This is a genomic window from Bacillus sp. AR4-2 (assembly GCF_008274865.1).
In the GTDB taxonomy this organism is placed as follows: domain Bacteria; phylum Bacillota; class Bacilli; order Bacillales; family Bacillaceae_G; genus Bacillus_A; species Bacillus_A cereus.
In genome coordinates, this window is sequence record NZ_CP031062.1 from 4,124,900 (window position 1) to 4,150,377 (window position 25,478).

The window sequence follows — 25,478 nt, forward strand, 5'->3', positions numbered from 1 at the left end:
ATACTCACTCCTTATAGCATCATTTTTGCTTTCGTGAATACATGCTGTAATTCTTCCATTGATAAATTATCTTTTTCTAAAGACGCAAATAATTCTTTCAACTCTGTATAACGTTTTTGATCCTCTAATGCAGCAATATCATATTCTAGCGGAACGTGTTTCACTGTTACATTCGCTTGTTCAAATAACTCTATGGCGTATGGATGATTTTTATAATCCTGCGCATAATAAACCGCTGTAATACCACTTTGAATAATTGCCTTACAACATTGTAAACAAGGGAAATGCGTAACGTAAATTTCTGCTTCCTCTGTTTTCGCACCAAACTTGGCACATTGTAATAAAGCATTCATTTCGGCATGAATTGTCCGAACACAATGATTATCGATTACGTAACAACCATCATCTATACAATGTACGCCACCTTTAATTGAACCATTATATCCACCAGCAATAATTCGTTTATCGCGAACGATTGTCGCTCCTACCGCAAGCCTTGTACATGTACTACGCAAAGATAGTAGATGGCTTTGCGTCATAAAATATTGATCCCATGAAATTCGTTCCATATTTTTCACCTACTTTTTTGTCTACTTGTAGTGTAGCGAAAGAAGAAAAACTTCGTCAATCTTTTACGGAATAATAATTTGATCTTTTATCTTTTCAAGAGACTTCGCACCAATCCCATCAATCTCTAATAAATCTTCTATTTTCTGAAACGGACCATGTTCTTCTCGATATTTCAAAATACTTTCTGCCTTTCGAGAGCCAATCCCTGTAATTTTTTCTAGTTGTTCTTTCGCCGCTGTATTTATTCGAATCTTGCCATCTTCCTTAGAAGAAGTAAGCACCCCTTGTTCTGATTCATTTTTACTCGGTATATAAAGGAGCATTTGATCTTGTACAATTTGTGCTAAATTCACTTTTTTCATATCTACTTCTGATAAAAAACCACCAGCCTTTTGAACCGCATCCTTTACGCGATCTCCTTCCTTCATTTCATATACCCCTTCTTTACTAACCGCTCCTTTCACATCAATTATAATTGTTCTTTTCTGTTCCTTTGTATCCGATATTTTCGGTTTACCCTTTTTTTCGATTTCCTTCTCTTGTACATTCATTGTAATAGGCGTTCGTTCTACACTCTGATTCGTTTTCCAAAAAACAAGAAAAAGTAAAGTTCCAATAATAACTACTAAACCTAACCACTTTTTCGGAAAATCCCACATCATTTTACACCTCTAATCATAAATTTATAACATCATTCATATTGTTTAGGAGAAAGCTGTTACGAAGGAGGGATGAAACTTTGAACATAGGAATTATAGGGACAGGAAACATGGGGAATATACTAATCGATGCATTTTTAGAAACCCGTGCTGTCAAACCTTCGTGCCTTACAATCATTAATCGGACGCCTGCAAAAGCATATCATATAAAAGAAAAATACCCTTCTGTTCATATAGCAAAAACAATCCCGGAAGTAATCGAACAATCACAACTTATTTTTATTTGTGTCAAGCCGATAGATATATACCCTATCCTAAAAAAATACGCTGAACATTTTTCTGATGAAACGTGCTTAGTTTCTATTACAAGTCCAATATCTCCATCACAATTAGAGACTCTCGTACCTTGCCACGTCGCGCGTATCATTCCAAGTATCACAAATCGCGCGCTCTCTGGCGCCTCACTATTTACATTTGGAGATAATTGCTCTGAAGAATGGCAACAAAAACTACTTCGTCTATTCAAAAACATTTCTACACCTCTTGTAATAGAAGAAGATATAACGCGCGTTTCATCTGATATAGCAAGTTGCGGTCCTGCTTTCTTTAGTTATTTACTACAATGCTTCATTAACGCTGCTGTAGATAAAACAAATATTACACACGAAGAGGCTACTACTTTAGTAAGTGAAATGGTCGTGGGGATGGGGAAATTACTTGAAAAAGAAATCTTCACATTACCTACCTTACAAGAAAAGGTTTGCGTGAAAGGCGGCGTTACTGGGGAAGGCATTCGGGTTTTAGAAGAGCACGTTGGAGATATGTTCCATAAGTTAATCGAGCGAACACATGAAAAATTTGATGAAGATTTAGAATGCGTTGATCAGCAATTCAATAAACACACATAATAAATACGTCATTTTCATTCCAAATCCTTTTTATAAATACTTACTTTTTTACAATACATTTTCACTTCAACTACTATTCCCGCACTTTACTCATACGATCTTCAGATTATGCTAGAACTAAAAATACATCTTCTTTATAAAACAAAAGCAACCTTCTCGGTTGCTTTTGTTTTATCCGTTTTTCTTCGCCATGAAGAAAATACGCTCTGTTTGTTCTGTAACTTCAAGTCGCTCAAAATCACCTGTTACACGAAGCACTGTAAAACCTGCTTCTTCAAGCCATTTCGTTAACTCTTCCACTTGATATGCACGTTGCACGTGACATTCGTCAAACCGATGGTACACATCTTCTTCCGGATCTTGAACAAAGAATGTTAAATCATGCTCTACACTATTTGATTCTTCACCAGGGAAGCAATTCCAAATAAGAGATATTTCTTCTCCATTCACTGTATACGTTTCATTTTGAAATACATGATGTATTTTATATAAAGAATGTACATCAAATAAAAACAAACCATCTTGACGTAAATGGTGAAATACTCTTCTAAATGTTTCTTGTACTCCATCTTCTTGCAATACATAATTTAATGAATCACAAAAGATGGTTACACAATCAAACTCACCTGGAACATCAAGCTCTCGCATGTCTTGTTGATAAAAAGGAATAAAGTATCCCTCTCCTCCTAGTTTTTGCTGAGCGACTGTTAACATTTCTTCTGAAAGATCGACACCTATTAAATCGTAACCCTTTTGCACAAGCGGCAGGGTTACATTACCCGTACCGCATGCTACATCAAGAATTTTTGCCTCTTTCATATCTGCCTGCTGTAAACTTTCCTCTGTAAATTCCACCCATTTATCATAAGGGACATCATTCATTAGTTCGTCGTACAACAATGCAAATTGTTCGTATTTCATTGGCCTAACTCTTCTGTAATATCTTCACGTGGCACATCGCCCCATAGACGCTCTAAATTATAGTGATTACGCTCATCTTTATGGAATACATGAGCAACTACATCTCCAAGATCAACTAATACCCAACGTGCTTCGTCAAACCCTTCCATACGTTGTACGTCGATTTGGAACTCATGTGCTTTTGATTTAATTTCACGTGCAATTGCTTGCACTTGTTTGTCTGAATTCCCGTGACAAATAATGAAATAATCTGCAATTGGTGAAATACCTTGCATATTTAGGACAACCATATCTTCTGCTCTCTTATCATCAGCTGCTTTTGCCGCTAATACTAATAAATCTTTATCGTTCATTTACTCATTTCCTCCTTGATAACTGCATTGTATGTTTGGAATGTTAATGGATAAATCGTCTGATCTTTTTCCATTAAAAATTGAATTGTTCTCTTTAACGCAAATAATAAAGCTTGATTTATATCCGTATATGCGAGTTTACGAGCCTCTTCCACTCCTGGAAACTTTCGCCCAGGTTCAATGTAATCAGCTACATAAATCACTTTATCTAACATCGTCATATTCTCATGACCACTTGTATGATATGTAATAGCTTGCAAAATTTCAGAATCCGTAATGCCTACTTCTTTTTCTACTAAGTATGCCCCAACAGGTGCATGCCATAACTCTTTGTTATAGCAAAGTAAATCTTTCGGCAAATCTTCACGTTTAATAATCTCTTCCATCTCTGAAATCGCTCTACATTTCGCATAATCATGGAATATAGCTGCCATCTCTGCTTTTTTTTCGTCCACACCGTATAACTTAGCAAGCTCAATCGCTGTCTCCATTACACCAATTGTGTGTATATAACGTTTTTCATGCATTTGTTGTTTGACAATATGCAGTGCATTCTCACGATTCATACAACCCATTCCTCTCGATATATACCTGTACTTTTTCGGGAAGTAAATATTTACACGTTTTCTTCTCCTTATATCTCTCACGTAATAAGGATGAAGAAACTGCAAATTCCGGAATTTCCACTGTAGTAATCTTATATGGTGTATGCAATGTATACCCAGGTCTTGCAACTCCAACAAACGTTACAAGATTAAGTAAAGCTTCAATGTTATACCACTTCGGTAAATACTCAACCATATCCCCACCAATAATAAAGTGAAACTGCACATCCGGATACTTCTTCGTCAATTGTAACATAGTGTCATACGTATAAGATGGGCCCTTCCTACTTAGCTCTTCTAAACAAATAGAAAAGTGCTCTTCTGCCTCAGTCGCGAGCTCTAACATATGTAAACGACTTTCTACACTTGTAATATTCCGCCCTTGTTTATGTGGCGGAATCTGGTTTGGCAAGAACCATACTTCTTCCAAGTTCAAAGCGTGATATACTTCATTTGCAATTAGCAAATGTCCATAGTGAGGCGGATCAAATGTACCGCCAATGATGCCAATTTTTCTCAAAAGAAACGCCCCTTCCTTTTACATACAGCAACTCTCCTCGGTTAGGAATGAAGAGAGTTGCTATTAATAAAAGTTCAATTGGTTTCGCTCTCTACATCATTACGCATAAACGATAAAAATAGCGCATGCTAGTCTTTTTATCGAGGAAGCTTAATTTGTTTATTTTCTCTTGATTCTTTGTATAAAACGATTGTGCTTCCAATTACTTGAACGATTTCAGCACGTGCACCTTTTGCAAGTTCTTCCGCAACCTCACGGCGATCAAATTCACAGTTTTGTAATACACTTACTTTAAATAACTCACGAGCTTCTAAAGTATCTGCGATTTGTTTAATCATATTTTCATTTACTCCGCCTTTTCCTACTTGAAAAATTGGTGTTAAATGATGTGCTTGTGCACGTAAAAATCTTTTTTGTTTTCCTGTTAACATATATGTTAGCCTCCAAGCTTTTCTATAACTAATTGTTTCATTCTCTCGATATTTGGCGTGCGTCCTGTCCACATTTCAAATGCAAGTGCTCCTTGATAAACAAACATATCAATACCATTTTGAATGATTGCACCTTGCTCTTTTGCCTCACATAAAATTTTCGTTTCAAATGGATTATAAATTATATCTGATACAATCGTTCCTTTTTTTAACGAACAAATTTGTAATGGCGTATGTTCTACGTGTGGATGCATACCTATCGTTGTCGTCTGAATGATAATATCATAATTTCCTTGTTCTTCTGTCGCTTTTTCTAACGACAAAGCAACAGAATTAACATCGGCCGTACGTGCAGCAATAAGTTCCTTTGCCTTATCTACTGTACGATTGGCTACATCAATCTCTTTTACACCTACATCAGCAAGAGAAAAATAAATAGCTCGGCTAGCACCACCTGAACCAAGTAACAAAATACGTTTCCCTTGAAGTGGTTCATTACTAATTGACTGCAACGCTCGAACAAAACCAATCCCGTCTGTATTATAGCCAATTAATCTTCCATCCTTATGAACCACTGTATTTACTGCACCGATTTTCCTTGCCAATGGGTCAATCTCATCCAAATACTCCATAATAGCAACCTTGTGCGGAGTTGTTACATTAAATCCTGAAATACCTAATGCTTTTAAACCTCTTACTGCTTCCCCTAGCAATTCCTCTTCAACAAGGAACGCATGATAATGGGCATCCATATTCAAGTGTTCAAATGCATCGTTATGCATAACGGGTGATAATGAATGTCCAATTGGATTTCCGATTACACCATATAATTGTTTCATAAATCCCTCTCCATATTAAATTAAAGATTTACGTAGTGAAACACTTACTCCTTTTGGTACGTGTGCAACAATTTTTGCTCCTGGTTCGTTCACAGTAACCCATCCTAATCCAGAGAATACAACATCCGTTTTAGGTTCACGAATATTAAATTCGTATTTCACTAGCTCAGGCATATTTGCTAATTCTTCTGGCGTTGGTGGGCTTAGTAAATCCCCGGCATGATTTTTATATAATTCATCTGCTTTCTCAAGCTTTGTACGATGGATTGTTAAGCGATTCGAGAAGTGACAAGTAAATGCACGACGACCACCACTTACATAATCAAAACGTGCCAATCCACTAAAGAATAACGTTTGTTCTTCATTTAATTGGAATACCATCGGCTTAATTTCTTTTGTTGGTGTAATAAGCTTTAAGCTTTGCTTTCCAACATAATGAGCCATTTGGTGGTGGTTAATAATACCTGGCGTATCATATAAAGAAGACTCTTCGTCCAATGGAATATCAATTAAATCAAGTGTTGTTCCTGGGAAATGAGATGTTGTAATTACATTTTCAGTCTCATCACTAAATTCTTTAATCATACGATTAATAAATGTCGATTTCCCTACATTCGTACATCCAACAACATAAACATCTTTGCCGCCGCGATAATACTCAATAGCATCTGCTAATTCAGCGATTCCTTGTCCCTTCGCTGCACTAATTAAAAAGACATCTTCTGGTTTTAATCCTAGCTGCTTTGCACTATAGCGCATCCAATGTTTTACTTTATCATGTTTTACTGACTTTGGAATTAAATCAGCTTTATTTCCAACAAGTAATACTTTATTATTCCCTACGAAACGATGTAAGCCAGGTAACCAGCTACCATTAAAATCAAAAATATCTACAATTTTGACTACTAATGCATCTGATTTTCCAATTCCATTTAAAATGCGTAGGAAGTCATCATCTGTTAACGATACATCTTGAATTTCATTGTAATGCTTCAAGCGAAAACAACGTTGACAAATAACTTGTTCTTTCTCTAAAGATGAGGCAGGAGCATACCCCACTTCGTTTTTATTTTCTGTTTGAATTTCTACACCGCAACCAATACATTTAATTGTTTCAGTCAAACTTTATTCCTCCCAGTTAATTAAACCTTTTTTCTTCATATTTTTCATAATTCTTCGTTCAATTTTTCGATTAAAGCGCGTTACTAATCCGTCCGTTTGTGCTACCGGTACAACTAAAATTGTATGAAGGCCTACTCGGTTTCCACCAAGCACGTCAGTCAGTAACTGATCTCCAATTACTACAACTTCATCTGGCTGCAAACGCATCTCTTGTATCGCACGCTTAAATGCGCGAACAAATGGTTTACGTGCACTATGAATAAATGGAATACCTAATGGATCAGCAAAATCTTTTACACGTTGCTCATTATTATTTGAAACGACCGTTACTTGAATGCCTTGCTCTTTCATTTCCAAAAACCATTTTTCAAGTTGCGGTGTTGCATTGGGACGATCCCATTCAATTAAAGTGTTATCTAAGTCAGTAATAACACCTTTAATCCCACGTTTTTTTAAATCTTCTGGTTGAACATGATATACATTTTTCACATATTCATTTGGTAAAAATAGTTTCAATTTCTTTCACCTCTTTGAGGATTTTTCATAAAATTTTTCGACAACATTTTTCGATATATAACCTGTGGATAAAATTGTACACATTTTCCACATTAATTTTTCAGTTAATTTGGAATTTACTAACAAACTATACACACTTTATCCACCTAGGTATGTGGATAACCACTCGTTTGTGACTGTCATATTTTTTTGGTACATTAAATGCATCAACGAATCAATCCTTATATTATTAGGAGGTGACTCACCTTGAAAACAAAACATATGGAACAGTTATCCACTGAGTTACTCACTGAGTCTTATTATAAAGCAAAAGAACTAAAATTAAATCCCGACTTCATTTTACTTATAAAACAAGAAATCATTAGACGCTCATTAGAGGACAAGCTTGTCAAATCATCTTGATTACATATAAAGTGAAAGTTTAATCAGCCCTTACCAATTAAACAGTTAAAGGATAATTTATTGGATGCCCTGTAAAAAGAGCCATCCTACGATGGCTCTCGAATAAACAAGTACTCCCATCTAGGGGATTTCATCATTAAGTATCTTTGCCCATAACTCTTACTTACGGTTATAAAAGCTTTTCTTTATTTATGAGCTAAGCGAGTAGCTATTTTTTCACCAAGACGAAGCTCTTGTCCACTCTTTAATTCCTGCACTACTTCTATCATATCTTTTTCAAACAATAACACAACTGTTGAACCAAATGTAAAGTATGCCATTTCTTCACCTTTTTGAACAGTGTCTCTCTCATGCAAAAGCTCAATACTATTAACAAACATGGCCCCTACTTTTACAAGAGCCATATGCTCGCCATCACTGCTTACTTCTGTAACAGAACGATAATTTTTTGACAGTGGTTCTTTCCCGTATTCCATACCAGCTGCATTTACCGGATATGATTTTCTACCGAGTACAAATCTTTCAGTCACAGAACCAGAAAGCGGACTATGAATGCGATGATAATGACTTGGACTCAAATAAATTACCATATATGTACCGCCTGCATATCGCGTTGCACGTTCTTCATTACCTAGCATATCCACAATTGAATAGCGCTTTCCTTTAATATCAAATGTTTTTGTATCCTCAATAGGACCATGATCTGCAAAAACACCATCAACAGGACTAACGATACTCGATGCATCTGTATCAATACTACGCTTTCCTTCTTTTAGCTTACGCGTAAATAATTCATGCAATGTTCTATATTCCTTCAAACCCTTTTCCATCTCATCTTGATTAATTTGAAAAACTTTCGCATACGATGGAATAATGATAGAGCTCAAACGAGATTGTGCAAATTTACGTAATATATAAGAAGTAAAGCGACCATTTGTAAGTTCTATCATAAGTCGATATAATGTACGTCGCAAATTGCGAAACCCCCTAATCAGTCTATAACTTTAGTTTTCCCTTCTTTTCTTTCTATATCATATGTAAAATTGGTTCTTATTCCCACATATCATATAAAGCAGCCTTATTATATATACAGAAAACTAAGTATGGTATTATTCTTAAATTATTTAGCACCTTCTAATATTACAGATAGAATCCGTCATTTTCAACAGTGAACATGTATTTCTTCTTAGCATAACGCGTTTTCTTTTCTTATTTACAATAAGAAAAGCAGCCCATTTTAAATATGGCTGCTTCTAATACACTTTACTCTTTCGCTTTTTTCTCTTTCTCTGCCCTGACAAACTCGTGGAACATTTTCATTAAAGCACGCTTTTCAATCCGTGATACGTAGCTTCTAGAAATACCAAGCGCCTTAGCGATTTCCCGCTGTGTTTTCTCCTTATCTAGCCCAAGTCCAAAACGTTTCACAATCACTTCTTTTTCTCTTTCGTCTAAAATATCGATATACTCTTTAATTTTTTCTAACTCCATACTAAGCTGAATCATATCAATTACATCTTCAGACTCTGATTTTAATATATCAATAAGCGATATTTCATTGCCCTCTTTATCTTGCCCGATCGGATCATGAAGTGAAACATCTTTTTTCGTTTTCTTTAGTACACGTAAATGCATCAAAATTTCATTTTCAATACAGCGTGCTGCATACGTCGCAAGCTTCGTTCCCTTTCCTGCAGAATAGCTCTCGATCGCTTTAATGAGCCCAATCGTACCAATTGAAATTAAATCTTCTGCATCTTCTCCTGTGTTCTCAAATTTTTTAACGATATGAGCTACAAGCCGTAAATTATGTTCAATTAAAAGATTTCTCGCTTGAGCATCACCTTGCTCCATTAACTCTAAGTACTTTCTCTCATCATCTGATGATAACGGCTGCGGGAACGCATTATTCTTCACATAAGAAACAAAGACAAACACTTCTCGAACCATATATCCAATTGCGGCGAATAGACTCAAACCTTTCACCTCCGCCAAAATAGTGGTCTTTATTATGTGTATGTGGGCGTGAGGTTGTTTGTGTCTGTACAGTTTATTTATAAAACTCAACACTTCCAACATTTAAAATATTTTATTGTTATATTATAATTATATAAAATTGTTATTTATATATGAATATGCTATTAAAGGGGACATTATTCATGATTACATTAGAACGATTATTAAATGTAACAATTTATTTAGGGGTATTTTTACTTTTCATTTCGTTCATTACTTTTGTTATTAAAAGAGGACCTGATTTATTATTTTTTCAATTTGGAATTTCTTTATTTTTTGGAGCTCAAATTATAACTGGAATAAAATTTTTTCATAACTATGGTTTCTCGTTTCACTCAAAACTAGAACTACTTATCTTTATTTTCTATGTAATTGGAATTATTACATGTATACTATTGTTCTTTCATTTTCAAAATCTGTATCGAATTTTTTTATTAATTTGTAGTTTTTTATTTTTAACTGGATCCAATTATTACTTTAAAGAAACATTAAATTTTAGTAAAAAAATTCCAAAGCAACATAAAACTTTTTTAAGTACACAAGAAGACTCTTTTCCAAAAGAAGTCCGTAAATTTTCAGAGGATTACAATAATATAATAAGGAATGACTTTTATGAAATACCGATGATTCCTACTGAATTACAGATTACAAGCAAAAAAGATTCTTCACATAGTACATCTTTCTTAGTTGAACTTCATAATAGCGAGAATGAAATTACTGATGACTCTGTACAATTAACTCCATCAGACCGTTTTTATGTGCTGTTAAATACACAAAAAACAAAAATATCAAAAATAGTATATGAAGGGCAGAATTTTTTCACATTTACAGTCACACTAAAGGCTCTTAATTTACAGCAAGAACCAGAAATTCATAATATGTTTTTAGAAATAGATAAACGTAGAGCGATGAATCTTCTTAATTTTGAAATTAAAGCCCATACTAAAGAATGGAAAGTAATATTTAAAAGTGATAGTTCTCATTCCAATCTTCCTATCACATTTACTTTTGAAAAGCGAACAGGCAAATTATAAAAATAAAAAGAGTTATTTTCTTTGAAAAATAACTCTTTTTATTTTACTTACTCCAAATCTTTCTCCCCGCTTGGGCATCAATATAACGAATTTCCCGACTACAATCAAAAGGTTCTTTATGTTTTTCATCTGTCGTTTGTTTGTACAGTAGTTTGTATTTCGTTTCCTCTGCATCATGATCTAAAAACCATTCTAATTTAACTCGGATAGCCGCTCTGTATATTTCTAACGCTTTTTCTTTTATTAATTTTGGTGTTGTTTCATATGTAAGTAATTTTTTTATAAAGTTGCTAGACTCCCCCGAGTAGTGCATAACAGCACCATTTTCTGCATTGATGTTGATCATAAATTGGTTATACTCTGCCGGAATATCATTTATATATACAGAAAAGATAAATCTTTCAATCCCATCTTCTGCTTCTTCACGTTCCTCCCAAAGACGCAGATATTGTTTGATATCTGGAATAACTCGTTCTAAAAATTGAAGTGCTTTTTGTAAACATTCCTCTCTAGACAGTATTTGCTTTACTTCTTTATCATCTGTCAGTTTTATAAAACCAGTTAATTCATTGGTTAATTTATCAATTGTAACGCTAACTAAATTATTATATTTCAACATCGGTAAATGCTTTTTAAAGAATTCATTCATTAAATATGGATTCTTTTCTTCTTTCTGTTTTTGTAATTCCTCTTTCGGAACAAATTTCATCCTTATTTCATCATCATTTTCCGTCTCATCTACTTTTGTAAAACCTTCTTTATTCCAGTCAAATAATTCGAATATGTCACCTCGTTCGTTACCTTTTCTCGATTTTCCAACAGCTACAGCCGAAGGCAATTTATAATGATCTGGCTCATATAAATCTTTACCTGTACTTGCATCAATAAACGCATGACTAGGCTCTGGTTCATATACAAGATGGTACCCTTTTACTTCTTCCCCGCTTTCATACTCACATGAAGAGTATGTTAAATCTATAAATACAAGTCTCATATCTTGTCTAGCTTTCAAATTTTCTAAAACGATATTCTCCTCAACAATTTCACTTGGCCATAACGGTTTTTTCTCTATAGCTTTTTGTCCATTGTAATGAAATTGCACAACATTACCTGAAGGGTTCACTCGCACAACGCACCCTGTATTCGGCAATGGATAGCTATTCACTTCTTGCATATAATTTACTTCTTTCCAACCACGCCTGTCGTCCTTAACCGTTACATATGTATAGAATTCATATCCTTCTTTTGTATATTTTTTCAAGAACGCATTTGCAATCTCCCTTGCCTTCTTCTCCTCTATCGCTTCCTTACCACTTGAAAAAGAATTTTCATCATCTATCCTAAACTCAATTAAATTACCAGTATGTCTATTCAATGTAATTTGTATCGTTCTCTCCTGATCCTCTTTATGCTCCCACCATAATAGATGATACGGGTCATCAACCCCTTCTTGATCATCTACAACAAGACTATATTCATCTGGAATGTTAATAATATGAGCCACTCGCTCTTTTCTTTCTTTATCTTTTTGATTCATCATACCGCTCCCTTTATTACATTTTAAGGTAATTATAACAAACAAAACCAAAGAACTATAAAAAAAAGACTAGAGATATCTCTAGTCTTTTACTTCGTCTCACGATGTAACGTTACTCGCTTTAATCGTGGACAATATTTTTTTAGTTCGATGCGTTCTGGATTGTTTCGTTTATTTTTTTTAGAAATGTAATTACGATCGCCACACTCCGTACAAGCTAATGTAATATTTACACGCATATTTAATTCTCCTTTCTTTCAAAGATTGCAACTAAAACGTAATGATTACGATTTATATATTATAAAACTTCATTCTATTTGTCAATTGCAAAAACAAGAAGATTCCATTTAGAATCCCCTTGTTTTTTATAGTTAAATAAATTTTGTCCCGCATTAACGGCCAATAAGACCCCTACTGATTTAAAGTTTCACTTTATTAAAACGATTCGTATGTAACAAACTCACTAATCGGCTTTCGATATCCTCGTGGACGAGTTTTAGTCGTATCACTTTTTCCTATCGTAATCATTAAAACAGGTACTATATGCTCCGGCATATTTAATTCACTTTGTACTGCTTTTTCATCGAAACCAATCATTGGACATGTATCATAGCCATAATATTTAGCTGCGTACATAAAAGTCATCGCGCTTAACGAAGCATTTCTAATCGCTTCATCCTCCATGAAACGCTCTCCTTTTCCTTCATATAAACCTTTCGTTTTCCTAATTGTATCTTCATATTCACATTCATCAATCATCTTTAAAACTTTCATGCCGAAGTAAATATTTTCAACATTTTGGTATGCTTTTTTATCACCACAAACGAACACTACCGCTGATGCACTCGATACTTTATATTGACCGAAAGCTAATTCTTTTAATCTTTCTTTTCGCTCTTGATCACGAATTACAACATAATGTGTGTGCTGCAAATTATAGCAAGATGGAGAAAGCTTAGTTAACTCAAATATTTTTTTAAAATCCTCATCAGGGATTTCTATACCTTGTATAAATTTCATTGCAGAACGTCTAGCAATTGCTAATTCTTCAAAGTTCACCATATATCCTCCTCAATAACTATAAATTTAAATATACATTAATTTATACAAATAGATAAATCAAATAAAAACACTTTAAATCCGAATAATAATTATGATTAACAGCAAAAAAGACAAAAAGCTGAAACAATTAGTTCATACGAAATTCACACGAATCTATTACTATAGAAACTGTACATAGTGAACTTATTAACAATCACGTTTATTAATATAAAATCTTACTCGAAAGGAGTTGAAAGTATGAAAACTAAATATCGCTTTATGATCTCATCATTTGCTGCTTGCGCTTATATGATTTGGTATTTAGTATAATAACGACCTCACTTGCAAATAGGAAAAGGTGTGTATATAAATGGAATATAATCAATCAACAGTTAACTACTGGAAAGCTTTTGTATTACCATATACATTTGCTTTAGAAGAGTTAAAAACTAAATTTGAAATTATGAACCGGGAAGCTCAATTTCTAGAGGATTACAACCCGTTTGAACATATAAAAACAAGACTAAAACAACCTGAAAGTATTATTAAAAAACTAGAGCGCAAAAACTTATTACCAACAGTTGAAAATGCTCAAACACATTTACAAGATATTATTGGTATTCGTATTACATGTTGCTTCGTAGAAGATATCTATCATTTGAAAGAAGTCATTCAAAAACGCGAAGATATGGAAGTCATAGAAGTAAAAGATTATATCGCTAACCCAAAACGAAACGGATATAAAAGTTTACACATGATCATTAAATACCCTTTATCACTAAATTCTGGTACAAAAGATGTATTTGCAGAAATTCAGTTACGTACACTGGCAATGGACTTTTGGGCAAGTTTAGAACACAAACTTTATTATAAATATGAAGGGAAAATACCGGAGTATTTAAAAGATGAACTACATGATGCAGCAATGAAAGCTGAAGATCTGGATAATAAAATGGCCACAATTCGTCAAGATATTGATGATATTGAGGCATGTTCAAATCAAATTATGCTACCACTATAAAAAAAGGTTCTCGCCAATGAGAACCTTTTTTCTATCATTTTTGGGAAGTACGACTCCACACTTATTAAAGTTTCACTTTATTTTTTCTCTATCGTTCGAACCTCTTCAATCTTCCATTTATCATCTTCTTTCCCAAGAGCATACTGTACTTTCTTTTGAAGAGTGATACTGTCGTCTACTTCCTTTTCTTTCGTTTCAACAATAACATACCCTACTTTACTAACTTTCATATCTATATGTTCCAATTCAATTTTCTTATTTCCCTTTTGAAATGCGGCTTCTTTTTGTGTTTTTAAGTCTTCAGCACTAGGCATCTTCTTTGAAAATAACTCCATATGTTCTGCAAGATTTTTTTCATTCGTCGTTCGCACAAATGTATGAATAACATCTTGAATAGATCTCTCTTCTTCTTTTGTTATTTGTACCTTTTCCTCAGTTTTTTTAGTAGTAGATTTTTGTTCTACGTTATTCTCTTCTTGTTGACATCCAACTAGTAGTACTACAAACACTAGAAGGAACCTTAATTTCCTAAATAACTTTTTCATATTCCCAACTCCTAAAAAGAAAAGTGAGGCATTTCGCCTCACTTTCGCTCTTAATTAGCGTCTTCCTTTATTCGGATCGCCACCGCCAACAATATCAAAGACACGTTTCGCTATATTTGTATTCTCTTGAACGCCAGAGAACAAGTATTTACCTGGACCAAATGCATATACGTTCACATCTTCCCCTGTATGTCCACCCGTTGTCCAGCCTGTAACCGAGCGCTTATTGAAAATATCTTCAATTGCATTATCAATCTTTGTTACATCTTTTGACGGAGCTATATCATTTACAGCTTGAATTTCTTCTGGAGTTAATTGTAAATCAATATACTTTTTCAATGTTTCTTCTACATTTGCACCTTTTGCAATCTCATTTGCCATAAAGTCTGGTGTGCGCTTTGCAGCTTTAATTGGTTCTACTTTAAAGTTATACTCGCCATTGGCACCTAAAGATAAGCCACCAGTAGCGTGATCTGCCGTTGCAACAACTAACGTATTTTTATCTTTTTTCGCAAACTCAATCGCTGCTTTGAAAGCTTTTTCGAAGTCTTCCATTTCACTCATTGCACCAACAATATCATTATCATGTCCAGCCCAGTCGATTTGACTTCCTTCCACCATTAAGAAGAAACCATTTTTATTTTTGTTCAAACGCTCAATTGCTGCATTAGTCATTTCTTCTAATGAAGGTGTTTTCTCATTACGGTCAATCATTTTATCTAATCCACCTGGTGCAAATAAACCAAGAATTTGGTCATTTTTATCATTTAACAATTGATCTCGATCCGTTACATAGCTATAACCAGATTTCTTAAACTCTTCTGTAAGATTACGATCTTTTCTAACAAAGTTCTTTACGCCGCCGCCAAGCATAACATCTACTTTATGCTTCCCTTTAATTTTCTCATCAAAATAATCATTTGCAATTGCGTCCATATTTTTACGGCTAATGTCATGCGCACCGAAAGCAGCTGGTGTTGCATGTGTAATTTCAGAAGTTGCAACGAGTCCCGTTGATTTCCCTTTTTCTTTCGCTTGCTCAAGAACTGTTTTCACTTCCGCTTTATCATTATCAACTGCAATTGCAGCATTATATGTTTTAATCCCTGCTGACATAGCTGTTGCTGCCGATGCAGAGTCTGTAATATTTTCATGTTCATCTTCTGGGTATGTTTTTTGTGTTCCTACAAGATGCTTATCAAATTCTGTAGATTCCATTTCAAAGGTTTTTGGATTATCTTTCATATAACGGTGAGCCGTCATATATGAAGGACCCATACCATCCCCAATTAATACGATAACATTTTTAATCTTTGCATTGCTTCCGTTCTCATCTGCATTAACCTCACTAGAACGAGTAAAATTCCATGTTGCTACCGAAGTAACTGCTAATGATGCCACAACTGCAAATGGCCATGCTTTTTTCACAAACTTTTTCACTGTCTTGTCCCCCTAATTAGGTTATTCATTTCCCACTATCAAATTTAACGGAAGACTATTAAGAGAAAATTAGCTGTATGTAAATTTTTTGTTAACTTATGTAAATATCAGTTATAATTTGTATAACTTTGTCTTTTTGTATCAATCATCCCGCCCTTTACAATTTAAATATAAACAAGTTGGATTTCATTTAACGTAAATCTCTTTTTTACATTTTGACTCTATTTTTATGAAAATAAATAGAAATGCGGTGAGCCTTTATGAAAATAGTAAAGCTAAATGAGTCTTTTATTTTTGAATTACTTAATCTTTGCAAATCTGTTGGATGGTTACACGATGAAATTTTTATGAAAAAACAATTCGAAATGTATCTTTCTATCGGCACACTTGTAGGTTACATTCATGAGAACAAACTCATTGCGACTGGAGGAGTATTTCCCTTTACAAGTAACTTCGCTTCCATTGGTATGTTAATCGTTCACCCTAATTTTCAAGGACGCGGAATAGGGCGCATGTTGCTAAATCATTGCTTGGAACAAATTCATCCAAAACAACCCATTGCACTTATTGCGACAAAAGCTGGCGAACCTCTATACACATCATGCGGATTTCAAACAGCAACAACGATTCATCGTTTTGAAAAGCAAACTATTAAGACGTACCCTTCTCACTTACAACAAGTACAAGAAGAAGACCTTATATCTCTTACTTCTCTGGATCAAATTGCAACTGGTATGAATCGTTCTCTACTTTACTCTTTGCTATTACCAAGGGCTGTACACTCTTTTAAAATTGAAAGAAATAACTGTATAGAAGCTTTTTCATTATGCATACAAAAGGGCAATATATTATGTATCAATCCACTTATCGCCAAGCAAGCAGAAGATGCTATTCAATTATTAAAAAAGATATGTGAATGTTGGAATGGTATAGTACGAATTGATGTCCCACACTCACAATTTACATTTCGTAAATTTCTTCAAACAGAAAATTTCCAAGAAACGCTCCTTTCACCTCTTATGATAAAAAATGGTAGCCGACTTCCTGGAAATCGTAATATGCTATTTGCTATGATAGATACAGCGTTATGTTAGAAAGGAGACACCTAATTGAAGCGATTTAGCTATTTTATGGTAGGTTGTCTTACTCTTACACTATTAGTAGGATGTAGTGCAGCAGAAAAGCCAGTAGAACAAGTAAAACAAGTTAAAAATACAATTACAGCGAAACTAGCTACCGAGGAAAAAATGGTAGAAATAGATGGTCAAACCATTTACTTTAAAAAGATTGGTAATGAAAAACCACCTTTACTTATGATTCATGGCTTTGGAGGGTCATCAGATGGTTTTCAAAAGATTTACTCCGATTTAGCAAAAGATCATACAATTATTTCTGTAGATGCTTTAGGATTCGGGCGCTCATCTAAGCCAATGGATTTTTATTATTCTTTTCCAACTCATGCAAATTTGTATTATAAATTAATGAAAAAACTAGGGTATGATTCATTCGCAATACTGGGGCATTCCATGGGGGGAGAAATTTCTCTAAATTTAACATATTTATATCCTGAAGCAGTTACTCACCTTATTTTAACTGATGCTACAGGTGGCCCTCATACATTCGTTACTAAACAAGGCTCACCAAAACCACAATTGTCGACTGATTTAAATGCAGTTTCTTCTATTACAGATTATGATGAAAGCAAAGTGAAATTCAAACGTAATGATGAAGAGCATTATAATAAAATGAAATTATGGCCTAGACGTCTTAAAATTAATGCAAATGAAATAAAACAGCCAACTTTAATTATATGGGGCAGAAATGATAGTAGCGTTTCCTGGAAAGAAGGAGAAACGTATCATCAATTCTTAAAAAATAGCACTTTACATATTATTGAAAAAGGTTATCATGCACCATTTCGCCAAGAACCACAAGAATTTGTCGGGTATGTAAAAGATTTCTTTAAGAACAATCCGATCAAAGTTGAAAAATAACATAAACGGGTATCTCATTTTGAGATACCCGTTTTCATATATTAAGCAGCTTGCTTTTGGCGTTTTTGAGTTTTTGATCCTAATACTTTCGGGATAACAAAGCCATCCATTCCAAATTTCCCAGCGTTCATACCGGAAACAAGAACAAACATAGATAAGATAACCATCTCAGGGTTCACACCAATTGACCCACTAAACATATAGGAAAAGTTCATTACAAGACCAAAAAAGACCGCTGTTTTTGTTAAACAGCCTACAATTAAACCAATTCCGACTAAAATTTCCCCCCATGTTACAAGTGTATTAAACAAATCTACATTTGGAATTGCAAATTCTTGTAAGAATGATGCCCACCAAGATTGAACAGCCGGTTGTGCACCTTTAGATTTTTCAATTGCACCTTGCAAATAACCTGTTGCATCGAATCCTTTTCCTTGTAGTTTACCGATTCCAGCCATTAACCATGTGTAACCAAGATATACTCGAATTACTGCTAATACAAAAGAAACTGCTTTGTTTTCTCTTAAAAATTGAATAACCATATCTTCCTCCTAAAGTTGTAATTAAGTTAGTTACAGATAATATAATAACATTAGTTACTTATTTTTAAAACGTTAATTATGAATAATTCGTGACATGCGTATGAAACATTCAAAACTAACGTTTATATAGTAACTTTTATTACCTGTAAAAACTTGAACATATCATACCACAGGTGATAATCATTTTCATTGAAAAAAATGTAAAAAAATTGTGAGTTAAATGTGAAACACGTTTATTCGAATATAGAATAAACGTGTTTCACACTAATTATAGAATCGAAATGTATGTGTCTCCTCATCAATTAAACTCGCTTCTTGAAACGCTTCTTCTAACGTTTTCCCATGGTTAATAACCCCATAAAATAAGCGTATAGTAAACATAAGTGCTGCATTTCCATCTACATAATCAATCGATCCAATATATGATTTCGCACCACTATGTAAAAAAGATTTTGCTAGATTTTTCTCCCCTAACGTGCACCCGCTATTTACAATATGTGTATTATGCAATTTTGCATATTCATAAATTTCTTCTGCACCAAAATACCCTCTCGGTTCATCTTGTTCATATACTTCTTCGCCTAACTCTTCCATGACAAACTTCCCTTCTTCACCATGAAAGCAAAAAATAATATAATTAACATCGTTAAATAAGTTCTTTCCAGAAAGAACTCCCACAAAATCTTTCGGTCTACCAATCCAATATGTCACAACCCTTGCACCAAAATATTCAAGAGATGCTCGGATTGATTGCGCCTCTAAATCCGAATTAAAACCAACTACTAATGCAATATTCAACATACAATCCCCATCCTATAATCAGCCCTTATCAATCAGAATTTTCTGGGATAAATCCATTTCATATATACCCGTTTCTTTCAAAAAATCTGATCTAGTTAAAACGACTTTCTGTAAATATTGCCTATATGCTGTAATTGTTCCATCGTGGGATACAATGCAAATTCTTTCAACACTCAGTTCATAACACCAAAGAAGAAATTCATCTACTATTTGCTGAAAACTATTCTCTGAAATAGTGTTTATACCTTCCTTCCATAACTGATTATTTGAGCTTTTCTCTATCGAAAAATGCGGAAATAACTTTGTTATCATTCCCTGATCTACTATATAATCGCACGGTAATGTTCTCGCTTCTTCTCGATAAGGAAAAATACGCGGAGATACATATGGATGAACGATTTTTTGACAAGCAACTTTCGCACTCCATATTGTCGCCGTTTGCAAAGTTCTAAGTGTAGGACTAGCAATTAATATATCCGTCTCTTGTAATGGCACATTGCATTGAAGTAATTTAGCCTGATTCCTTCCTTCATCCGTCAATGGCGGATGAAGCACTTTTAAACTTGATGGCAAATCCCTTGTATGTTCTCCTTCCCCGTGCCGAACAAAGACGATTTTCATCCCCTTCCTCCTCTCATTATGAAATCCTCTTACATATTTCTTCCCTATCTCATACTTTATTCCTGCTATATGAAAACCAATATGTAAAAAACTTTTTACACAGAAAGGAGAATTACATATATGAAATGGATAATTGTCTTTATTGGAATGATTGTATGGGGATATATAAACGGCTTCTTTAGTAGTGATAAAACTGCTAATCCTTGGATTACAGATGATGAACGTGAAACAAAAATTAAGCAAAAAGCAATTACGGCAAGCTGGTCCGGTGTTTTTATGTTTTGTACCATTAGCCTCTTAAATAAATGGTTAGGTTTAAGCACAAACGATAAATCACCGTACTTACCAGACACTATCGCAGCTATTTTAAAAGAAAATGTAGAGTTACAAGTTTTACTCATGCTATTTGTTATGTATGGAATATTTTACTTACATTATCGAAGAAAATTAAGTGCCTAACTTCTAACTCATGATTATCCTCCTAAATGGTTATAGTAATCATGACAAAATGAAAGGAGAGATATAAACATGAGTAACTCGAATGAATTTTTAGATACACTACATGAAAAACAAGCAAAAGATGAACAAAATAGAAAGCGCCAAGGGAACGGAAACCCAGCGAAAAAAAAGCCAAATAAAACACATAAATAACAATTAAAACTGCCTAAAATGATCTTTTAGGCAGTTTTTTTATTCTTCTTTCACCGAGATAACATTTCCCCAATTCCATTTCTCATAATACCACGCTGGTACATCTATATTTTCAATCCACTTCTTTTCCTGCTTCCGATCTTTATGAGCAAGCCATACATCCGCTTTCTTACGGTCTGAACGTATCCAAATTAATTGATTACTCTTCTTCATGAAGATCGGGTGGTAATCCCCTTGCTTGTTCGTTTTCTTTGTGATTTGATGCTGTGCATTACTTGTACTATCGACCTCATATAAAGATGGTAGTGGCCTTTTTTCTGGTGGAGTTTCTATCCCTGCCTCTTTTGCTCGTGAAACGATAATTACTCTATCGTTCTTCCATACAAAATCCCAATCAACATATCCTTTCGGCGTAAATATGTTCTGCTGAAGTGCTGGCAATTCCTTTACTTTTAAATGTTTATTTTCTAATGCAACTCTTCCGCTCCCTTCAATATAAGCTAATATATTTTTTGATGGTGCCCATTGAAACCATTGTGCGTTTAATAACATTTGATCTACTTTTTCAAACCGACTGCCGTCTGCACGAACTAAGCAAAGCGTATTACTATCAGCTGACCATGAAGCTGTCGGTACTGCTAAAAATGAAATCCACTTTTGATCTGGTGACCACTTAAAGCCACTTGCTACTAGCGCTAGGAAATCATCGTGTTCATTTGGCAATGCATACAAATGCTTCATTTTGTGAGGATTCATATGTGCATCTTTTTGCACTTCATATAGCTGAGCCCCTGTCCATCCTGTTGGAAGTAAGTGCGCTTCAGAGGATACAAGAAAGTTCTTTCCATCGGGGTACCATGCATAATCCCCTACACCAGCCGATACATTTTCAAAATCTGCATTCTTTTTTTCTACATCAAATGTATTTAATGTACCTGTAAATATAAATGCAATTATATTTTCTGTTGGTGACCATTGATAATTCGATGCTTCTGAGTGAAACGGCGTAACTTTCTTTCCATCTTTCAGCCGATATAACTCAAGAATACTTTGTTTCTTCCCTTTTACATACGCTAGCCATTCCCCATCATATGACCACTTCGGCCCTGTTATGTACTCTCCTTTTGTAATCTGTATTTCTTTCCCATCAACTTTAATCCAAAGATTATGATGACGAATAAAAGCAACTTTCACACTATTATTTTCTGCACTAGTAATAGTGATAGAACATAAAAACATAAACAACACTACACTACTACTTACTATTAGCCTTTTCATACCATCACTCCATTTCCCTCATAGCATTCCTCACTTTATCCCTACAATATGTGAAAAATATCGATTCGACATAATCAGAAAAAATTTCCCAAGAAATTTTCAATCCATAGAGGATTGGTATGAATTATGTTGAAAGTATAGTTTAGCCAACATTTATATGTATAATTTCTAACTAAAATGCAAGATTTTATTTCTGAATATTGGCACTTTTATTAGGGGGAGTATCAATGAAAAAAACTACATCTACACTATTAAGCATGGCGCTTGTCTTTTCTAGTTTTGGAGCTTTAAGTGCTCATGCTGAATCACTACAAAAGGAGAAGCAATTTAGTCCACAATTAAAAACAACGATTGAACAGTGGGGAGAACATAAAATCGCTCAAAATGTTGAAACGAAAACAACAAAAGAAATATCAGTAATTGTAGAATTACAACATGCACCTCTCGCTGCTCAAAGTAATATTCAGCATGCTCCAGATTTACAAAATAGTAATGCACAGTCTTATCATGCTGAGCTCAAAAAAGCACAAGAAGATACGACTAAGAAAATAAAAGAAAAAGCACCTGGTGCAAAAATTAAAGAAGTGTATAATACGTTATTTTCCGGATTCTCTATTTCAATTCCTGGAGATCAAATTACCTCTCTTGCCTCTTTACCTGAAGTAAAAGCAGTCTATCCGAACTTAACATATAAATTACATGAAACATCAAAAAGTGCTATTAACGAAGAAGCACCAAATATCGGTGGACCGACAATTGGTGCACCTGAAGCGTGGAATTTAAAAGATCCATTTGGCAAACCGCTTGATGGAAAAGGCATGAAAATAGCCATTATCGACTCTGGCGTAGACTATACACACCCTGACCTAAAGGCAAATTATATCGGTGGATATGACACGGTTGATGAAGATAACGATCCAATGGATGGTAACGTACATGGTACTCATGTAGCTGGAATTATTGCGGGTAACGGAAAAATTAAAGGCGTTGCTCCAAACGCTTCTATTCTAGCCTATCGTGTAATGAATGACGGTGGAACTGGTACAACAGATGATATTATCCAAGGAATTGAGCGAGCAATTCAAGATGGTGCGGATGTGTTAAACCTCTCCCTTGGGCAGGATTTAAATGTACCTGATCAGCCTGTAACATTAACGTTAGAACGAGCAGCGAAACTTGGTGTTACTGCTGTCGTTTCAAATGGAAATGACGGACCAAAACCTTGGTCTGTTGATGCTCCCGGTAACGCAAGTAGTGTCATTTCTGTTGGAGCATCTACGGTTTCTATCCCGTTTCCAACATTCCAAGTAACTGGTTCCAGCAAAACATATCAAGGGTTACCATTATCAAAATCCGATTTTCCAATAGAAAATGATTCTCCTCTTGTATATGTTGGTTATGGCAATCCAAGTGATTATGCAAAACAAGATGTGAAAGGGAAATTCGCACTTATTTTACAAGGTACTTCTAGTACATTAGTAAAAGCAGAACAAGCGAAGCAAGCTGGTGCACTTGGTGTGTTATTAATCTCTAGCGAAAAAGAAATTAATATGATGCCGGAATATTTTTCACGTGAACATCTAGCTGTCCCAGTAATGCAATTATCAAATACAAATGGGGAAGAATTAAAAACTTTAATTACAAAACGAAAGAAAAATATAAAAATTGGACAACCAAAGCAAACAGAACTTATCGGTAACTTTAGTTCAAGAGGACCATCACAAGGAAGTTGGCTAATAAAGCCTGATGTTGTTGCACCTGGAGTACAAATTACTAGTACAGTACCGCGAGGCGGCTATGAATCGCATAACGGAACAAGTATGGCTGCTCCGCAAGTAGCTGGAGCGGTTGCCCTCTTGCGTCAAATGCATCCTGATTGGACGACAGAACAATTGAAAGCGGCTCTTGCCAACAATGCCAAAACATTACATGATGTCAATGAAAATACATACCCTGTTATGGCACAAGGATCTGGTTTAATTAACATTCCGAAAGCAGCTCAAACAAATGTATTAGTAAAACCTAACAATGTCAGCTTCGGTCTTATTAAGCCCAATAGCGGAAAAGTAAAACTGACGCAAAATGTTACATTACAAAACCTTTCTAGTAAAAAGAAAAGTTTTTCAACTCGTGTGGAATTACTAGATGCAAACACAAAAACAAAAGTAAAAGCTTCTGTCCCTTCATCGATTAGCATTCAACCGAATAGTAGTACCGAAAAACCATTTACTATCACTGTAGATAGCTCACTACAACAAGGTGTGTATACTGGAAATGTATATGTAAAAGAACAAGGGGCAAAAGAAGAAATTCGAATTCCATTCACATTTAGTATCGATCCTAAAGATTATAAACGTATCGATGGACTTGAAATTATTAATTCTACTTTTAGCCCAAATGGCGACCACGTACTAGATGATAATCTCATCAACTACTATTTAGTTGCGCCTGTGGATGATATCACATTGCATGCAAATTTAGTTACGAAAGAACGTGTAACGTATCAAGGGATTATCCATCAAGCTAAAAATGCAACTCCTGGGTATAAACCTTTCAAATGGAATGGTACAAAAGCAGATGGCACTCCTTTAACTGATGGGCTATATCAAATTGAAGCAGTTGCTTCTAATTCTGGCGGGGAAACAAAGCAAACAGCTGCTGTATTTCTTGATCGAACTGCACCTAAGTTAACACACGAGGTTGACCAAGAAAATCTCGTAATTAGAGGAAAAGTTGATGATATTCTACTAGATTGGATGTCAGAATCTGGTTGGATAGCACCTGGTATTCCAGTGAGAATGCAATATGAAATTAACGGAAATGGTGTATGGGAACAGGCATTCCTGAACCCTTGGGAGAAAAGCTATGACATTTATTTCGATCGCACTCAATTACAAGAAGGAAAAAATACTATTCACATTGTAGCAACTGATGCAGCTGGCAATACCTCTAATTTAACTGTTAATTTAGAAGTGAAATAAAGTAAAATTTTAATCAGTGGAGATTTCGTTCATCCCCACTGATTATTAGCCTTCACCAATCGGGAGTTACGGGCAGTTAATCTCCCATCTCACTTCTTTGCTCCAACCGAATTTTGAGGTAGGAATTTTA

Annotated in this window: 30 protein-coding genes; 9 read left to right on the plus strand and 21 right to left on the minus strand. The window is 34.6% G+C overall.

From position 1 onward, the window contains the following. Window positions 1-11 precede the first annotated feature (11 nt). The gene (locus DN399_RS21305; RefSeq protein WP_000439769.1) at window positions 12-569 is read right to left on the minus strand and encodes a ComE operon protein 2; all 558 of its coding nucleotides are present in this window, start codon (window positions 567-569) and stop codon (window positions 12-14) included. A 63-nt stretch (window positions 570-632) separates the two neighbouring features. Continuing rightward, window positions 633-1,232 (minus strand): helix-hairpin-helix domain-containing protein, encoded by a 600-nt coding sequence (locus DN399_RS21310; protein ID WP_000989944.1) that lies wholly within the window; start codon window positions 1,230-1,232, stop codon window positions 633-635. A gap of 77 nt (window positions 1,233-1,309) precedes the next feature. On the opposite strand from DN399_RS21310, the gene comER reads away from it, so the two are divergent. Next, window positions 1,310-2,137 (plus strand): late competence protein ComER, encoded by an 828-nt coding sequence (gene comER, locus DN399_RS21315; RefSeq protein ID WP_001020554.1) that lies wholly within the window; start codon window positions 1,310-1,312, stop codon window positions 2,135-2,137. A 171-nt stretch (window positions 2,138-2,308) separates the two neighbouring features. Here the strand turns inward: comER and DN399_RS21320 are convergent, their stop codons facing one another. The 8 genes from DN399_RS21320 to DN399_RS21355 all read right to left on the minus strand — a co-directional run bounded on the left by DN399_RS21320 (window position 2,309) and on the right by DN399_RS21355 (window position 7,444). Beyond that, on the minus strand, window positions 2,309-3,058 hold the full coding sequence (locus DN399_RS21320; protein ID WP_000873069.1) for a class I SAM-dependent methyltransferase: 750 nt from the start codon (window positions 3,056-3,058) through the stop codon (window positions 2,309-2,311). Next, window positions 3,055-3,411, minus strand: coding sequence for a ribosome silencing factor (rsfS, locus tag DN399_RS21325; protein WP_000998173.1), 357 nt, complete (start codon window positions 3,409-3,411; stop codon window positions 3,055-3,057). The genes DN399_RS21320 and rsfS overlap by 4 nt, the downstream gene beginning before the upstream one ends. Beyond that, complete coding sequence (gene yqeK, locus DN399_RS21330; RefSeq protein WP_001078477.1) at window positions 3,408-3,977, minus strand: bis(5'-nucleosyl)-tetraphosphatase (symmetrical) YqeK; 570 nt, start codon at window positions 3,975-3,977, stop codon at window positions 3,408-3,410. Before yqeK ends, rsfS begins: the two co-directional genes overlap by 4 nt. After that, window positions 3,967-4,536: a nicotinate-nucleotide adenylyltransferase gene (gene nadD / locus DN399_RS21335; protein ID WP_001226048.1), complete on the minus strand. Its 570-nt coding sequence runs from the start codon at window positions 4,534-4,536 to the stop codon at window positions 3,967-3,969. The genes yqeK and nadD overlap by 11 nt, the downstream gene beginning before the upstream one ends. A gap of 137 nt (window positions 4,537-4,673) precedes the next feature. Continuing rightward, complete coding sequence (gene yhbY, locus DN399_RS21340; RefSeq protein WP_000955224.1) at window positions 4,674-4,967, minus strand: ribosome assembly RNA-binding protein YhbY; 294 nt, start codon at window positions 4,965-4,967, stop codon at window positions 4,674-4,676. Window positions 4,968-4,972: 5 nt separating this feature from the next. Then, window positions 4,973-5,806 carry a shikimate dehydrogenase gene (aroE, locus tag DN399_RS21345; RefSeq protein ID WP_000812076.1) on the minus strand — a complete coding sequence of 278 codons (834 nt, stop codon included), beginning with the start codon at window positions 5,804-5,806 and terminating at the stop codon, window positions 4,973-4,975. 15 nt (window positions 5,807-5,821) lie between these two features. Beyond that, window positions 5,822-6,928: a ribosome biogenesis GTPase YqeH gene (yqeH, locus tag DN399_RS21350; protein ID WP_000140799.1), complete on the minus strand. Its 1,107-nt coding sequence runs from the start codon at window positions 6,926-6,928 to the stop codon at window positions 5,822-5,824. 3 nt (window positions 6,929-6,931) lie between these two features. Further along, on the minus strand, window positions 6,932-7,444 hold the full coding sequence (locus DN399_RS21355; protein ID WP_000765314.1) for a YqeG family HAD IIIA-type phosphatase: 513 nt from the start codon (window positions 7,442-7,444) through the stop codon (window positions 6,932-6,934). Window positions 7,445-7,690: 246 nt separating this feature from the next. Here DN399_RS21355 and sda point away from each other — a divergent pair, with 246 nt between their 5' ends. After that, window positions 7,691-7,846, plus strand: coding sequence for a sporulation histidine kinase inhibitor Sda (sda, locus tag DN399_RS21360; protein ID WP_000850094.1), 156 nt, complete (start codon window positions 7,691-7,693; stop codon window positions 7,844-7,846). Window positions 7,847-8,031: 185 nt separating this feature from the next. Here the strand turns inward: sda and DN399_RS21365 are convergent, their stop codons facing one another. Both DN399_RS21365 and sigK read right to left on the minus strand, forming a co-directional pair. Next, complete coding sequence (locus tag DN399_RS21365; RefSeq protein ID WP_001255000.1) at window positions 8,032-8,820, minus strand: phosphatidylserine decarboxylase; 789 nt, start codon at window positions 8,818-8,820, stop codon at window positions 8,032-8,034. 289 nt (window positions 8,821-9,109) lie between these two features. Beyond that, window positions 9,110-9,823: an RNA polymerase sporulation sigma factor SigK gene (gene sigK, locus DN399_RS21370; protein WP_000051382.1), complete on the minus strand. Its 714-nt coding sequence runs from the start codon at window positions 9,821-9,823 to the stop codon at window positions 9,110-9,112. Between the two features lie 152 nt (window positions 9,824-9,975). Here sigK and DN399_RS21375 point away from each other — a divergent pair, with 152 nt between their 5' ends. Next, the gene (locus tag DN399_RS21375) at window positions 9,976-10,896 is read left to right on the plus strand and encodes a hypothetical protein (RefSeq protein ID WP_002024823.1); all 921 of its coding nucleotides are present in this window, start codon (window positions 9,976-9,978) and stop codon (window positions 10,894-10,896) included. A 43-nt stretch (window positions 10,897-10,939) separates the two neighbouring features. On the opposite strand, the gene DN399_RS21380 is transcribed toward DN399_RS21375, so the two are convergent. From DN399_RS21380 to DN399_RS21390, 3 genes are all read right to left on the minus strand, one after another. Next, window positions 10,940-12,433: a YcdB/YcdC domain-containing protein gene (locus DN399_RS21380; protein WP_001072094.1), complete on the minus strand. Its 1,494-nt coding sequence runs from the start codon at window positions 12,431-12,433 to the stop codon at window positions 10,940-10,942. Window positions 12,434-12,522: 89 nt separating this feature from the next. Beyond that, window positions 12,523-12,672 (minus strand): 50S ribosomal protein L33, encoded by a 150-nt coding sequence (rpmG, locus tag DN399_RS21385; protein ID WP_001265617.1) that lies wholly within the window; start codon window positions 12,670-12,672, stop codon window positions 12,523-12,525. A gap of 196 nt (window positions 12,673-12,868) precedes the next feature. Then, complete coding sequence (locus DN399_RS21390; RefSeq protein WP_000245977.1) at window positions 12,869-13,495, minus strand: nitroreductase family protein; 627 nt, start codon at window positions 13,493-13,495, stop codon at window positions 12,869-12,871. Between the two features lie 349 nt (window positions 13,496-13,844). Here DN399_RS21390 and DN399_RS21395 point away from each other — a divergent pair, with 349 nt between their 5' ends. After that, window positions 13,845-14,495, plus strand: a complete 651-nt coding sequence (locus DN399_RS21395) for a GTP pyrophosphokinase (RefSeq protein WP_000456219.1) — start codon at window positions 13,845-13,847, stop codon at window positions 14,493-14,495. A gap of 77 nt (window positions 14,496-14,572) precedes the next feature. Here DN399_RS21395 and DN399_RS21400 read toward each other — a convergent pair whose 3' ends face one another. Continuing rightward, complete coding sequence (locus DN399_RS21400; RefSeq protein ID WP_000732795.1) at window positions 14,573-15,040, minus strand: hypothetical protein; 468 nt, start codon at window positions 15,038-15,040, stop codon at window positions 14,573-14,575. Between the two features lie 54 nt (window positions 15,041-15,094). Beyond that, window positions 15,095-16,480: an alkaline phosphatase gene (locus DN399_RS21405; RefSeq protein WP_000714913.1), complete on the minus strand. Its 1,386-nt coding sequence runs from the start codon at window positions 16,478-16,480 to the stop codon at window positions 15,095-15,097. 260 nt (window positions 16,481-16,740) lie between these two features. Here DN399_RS21405 and DN399_RS21410 point away from each other — a divergent pair, with 260 nt between their 5' ends. Continuing rightward, a complete protein-coding gene (locus DN399_RS21410) occupies window positions 16,741-17,574 on the plus strand; it encodes a GNAT family N-acetyltransferase (RefSeq protein ID WP_000706693.1) in 834 nt (277 codons plus the stop codon). A 15-nt stretch (window positions 17,575-17,589) separates the two neighbouring features. After that, window positions 17,590-18,474, plus strand: a complete 885-nt coding sequence (locus tag DN399_RS21415) for an alpha/beta fold hydrolase (RefSeq protein ID WP_000819814.1) — start codon at window positions 17,590-17,592, stop codon at window positions 18,472-18,474. 41 nt (window positions 18,475-18,515) lie between these two features. On the opposite strand, the gene DN399_RS21420 is transcribed toward DN399_RS21415, so the two are convergent. The 3 genes from DN399_RS21420 to DN399_RS21430 all read right to left on the minus strand — a co-directional run bounded on the left by DN399_RS21420 (window position 18,516) and on the right by DN399_RS21430 (window position 20,438). Continuing rightward, entirely contained in the window at window positions 18,516-19,016 is a 501-nt protein-coding gene (locus DN399_RS21420; protein WP_000236612.1) for a DoxX family protein, read from the minus strand. 264 nt (window positions 19,017-19,280) lie between these two features. Then, complete coding sequence (locus DN399_RS21425; RefSeq protein WP_000931931.1) at window positions 19,281-19,817, minus strand: hypothetical protein; 537 nt, start codon at window positions 19,815-19,817, stop codon at window positions 19,281-19,283. Between the two features lie 18 nt (window positions 19,818-19,835). Next, a complete protein-coding gene (locus DN399_RS21430; protein ID WP_000706239.1) occupies window positions 19,836-20,438 on the minus strand; it encodes a histidine phosphatase family protein in 603 nt (200 codons plus the stop codon). A gap of 120 nt (window positions 20,439-20,558) precedes the next feature. Between DN399_RS21430 and DN399_RS21435 the strand changes: the two genes are divergently transcribed. After that, complete coding sequence (locus DN399_RS21435; RefSeq protein WP_000871150.1) at window positions 20,559-20,897, plus strand: hypothetical protein; 339 nt, start codon at window positions 20,559-20,561, stop codon at window positions 20,895-20,897. A 69-nt stretch (window positions 20,898-20,966) separates the two neighbouring features. Next, entirely contained in the window at window positions 20,967-21,089 is a 123-nt protein-coding gene (locus DN399_RS21440) for a DUF4023 domain-containing protein (protein WP_000071866.1), read from the plus strand. A gap of 39 nt (window positions 21,090-21,128) precedes the next feature. Here DN399_RS21440 and DN399_RS21445 read toward each other — a convergent pair whose 3' ends face one another. Then, a complete protein-coding gene (locus DN399_RS21445; protein ID WP_000825732.1) occupies window positions 21,129-22,367 on the minus strand; it encodes a TolB family protein in 1,239 nt (412 codons plus the stop codon). Between the two features lie 227 nt (window positions 22,368-22,594). On the opposite strand from DN399_RS21445, the gene DN399_RS21450 reads away from it, so the two are divergent. Further along, entirely contained in the window at window positions 22,595-25,348 is a 2,754-nt protein-coding gene (locus DN399_RS21450; RefSeq protein ID WP_000754151.1) for a S8 family peptidase, read from the plus strand. The last annotated feature ends 130 nt before the right edge of the window (window positions 25,349-25,478 follow it).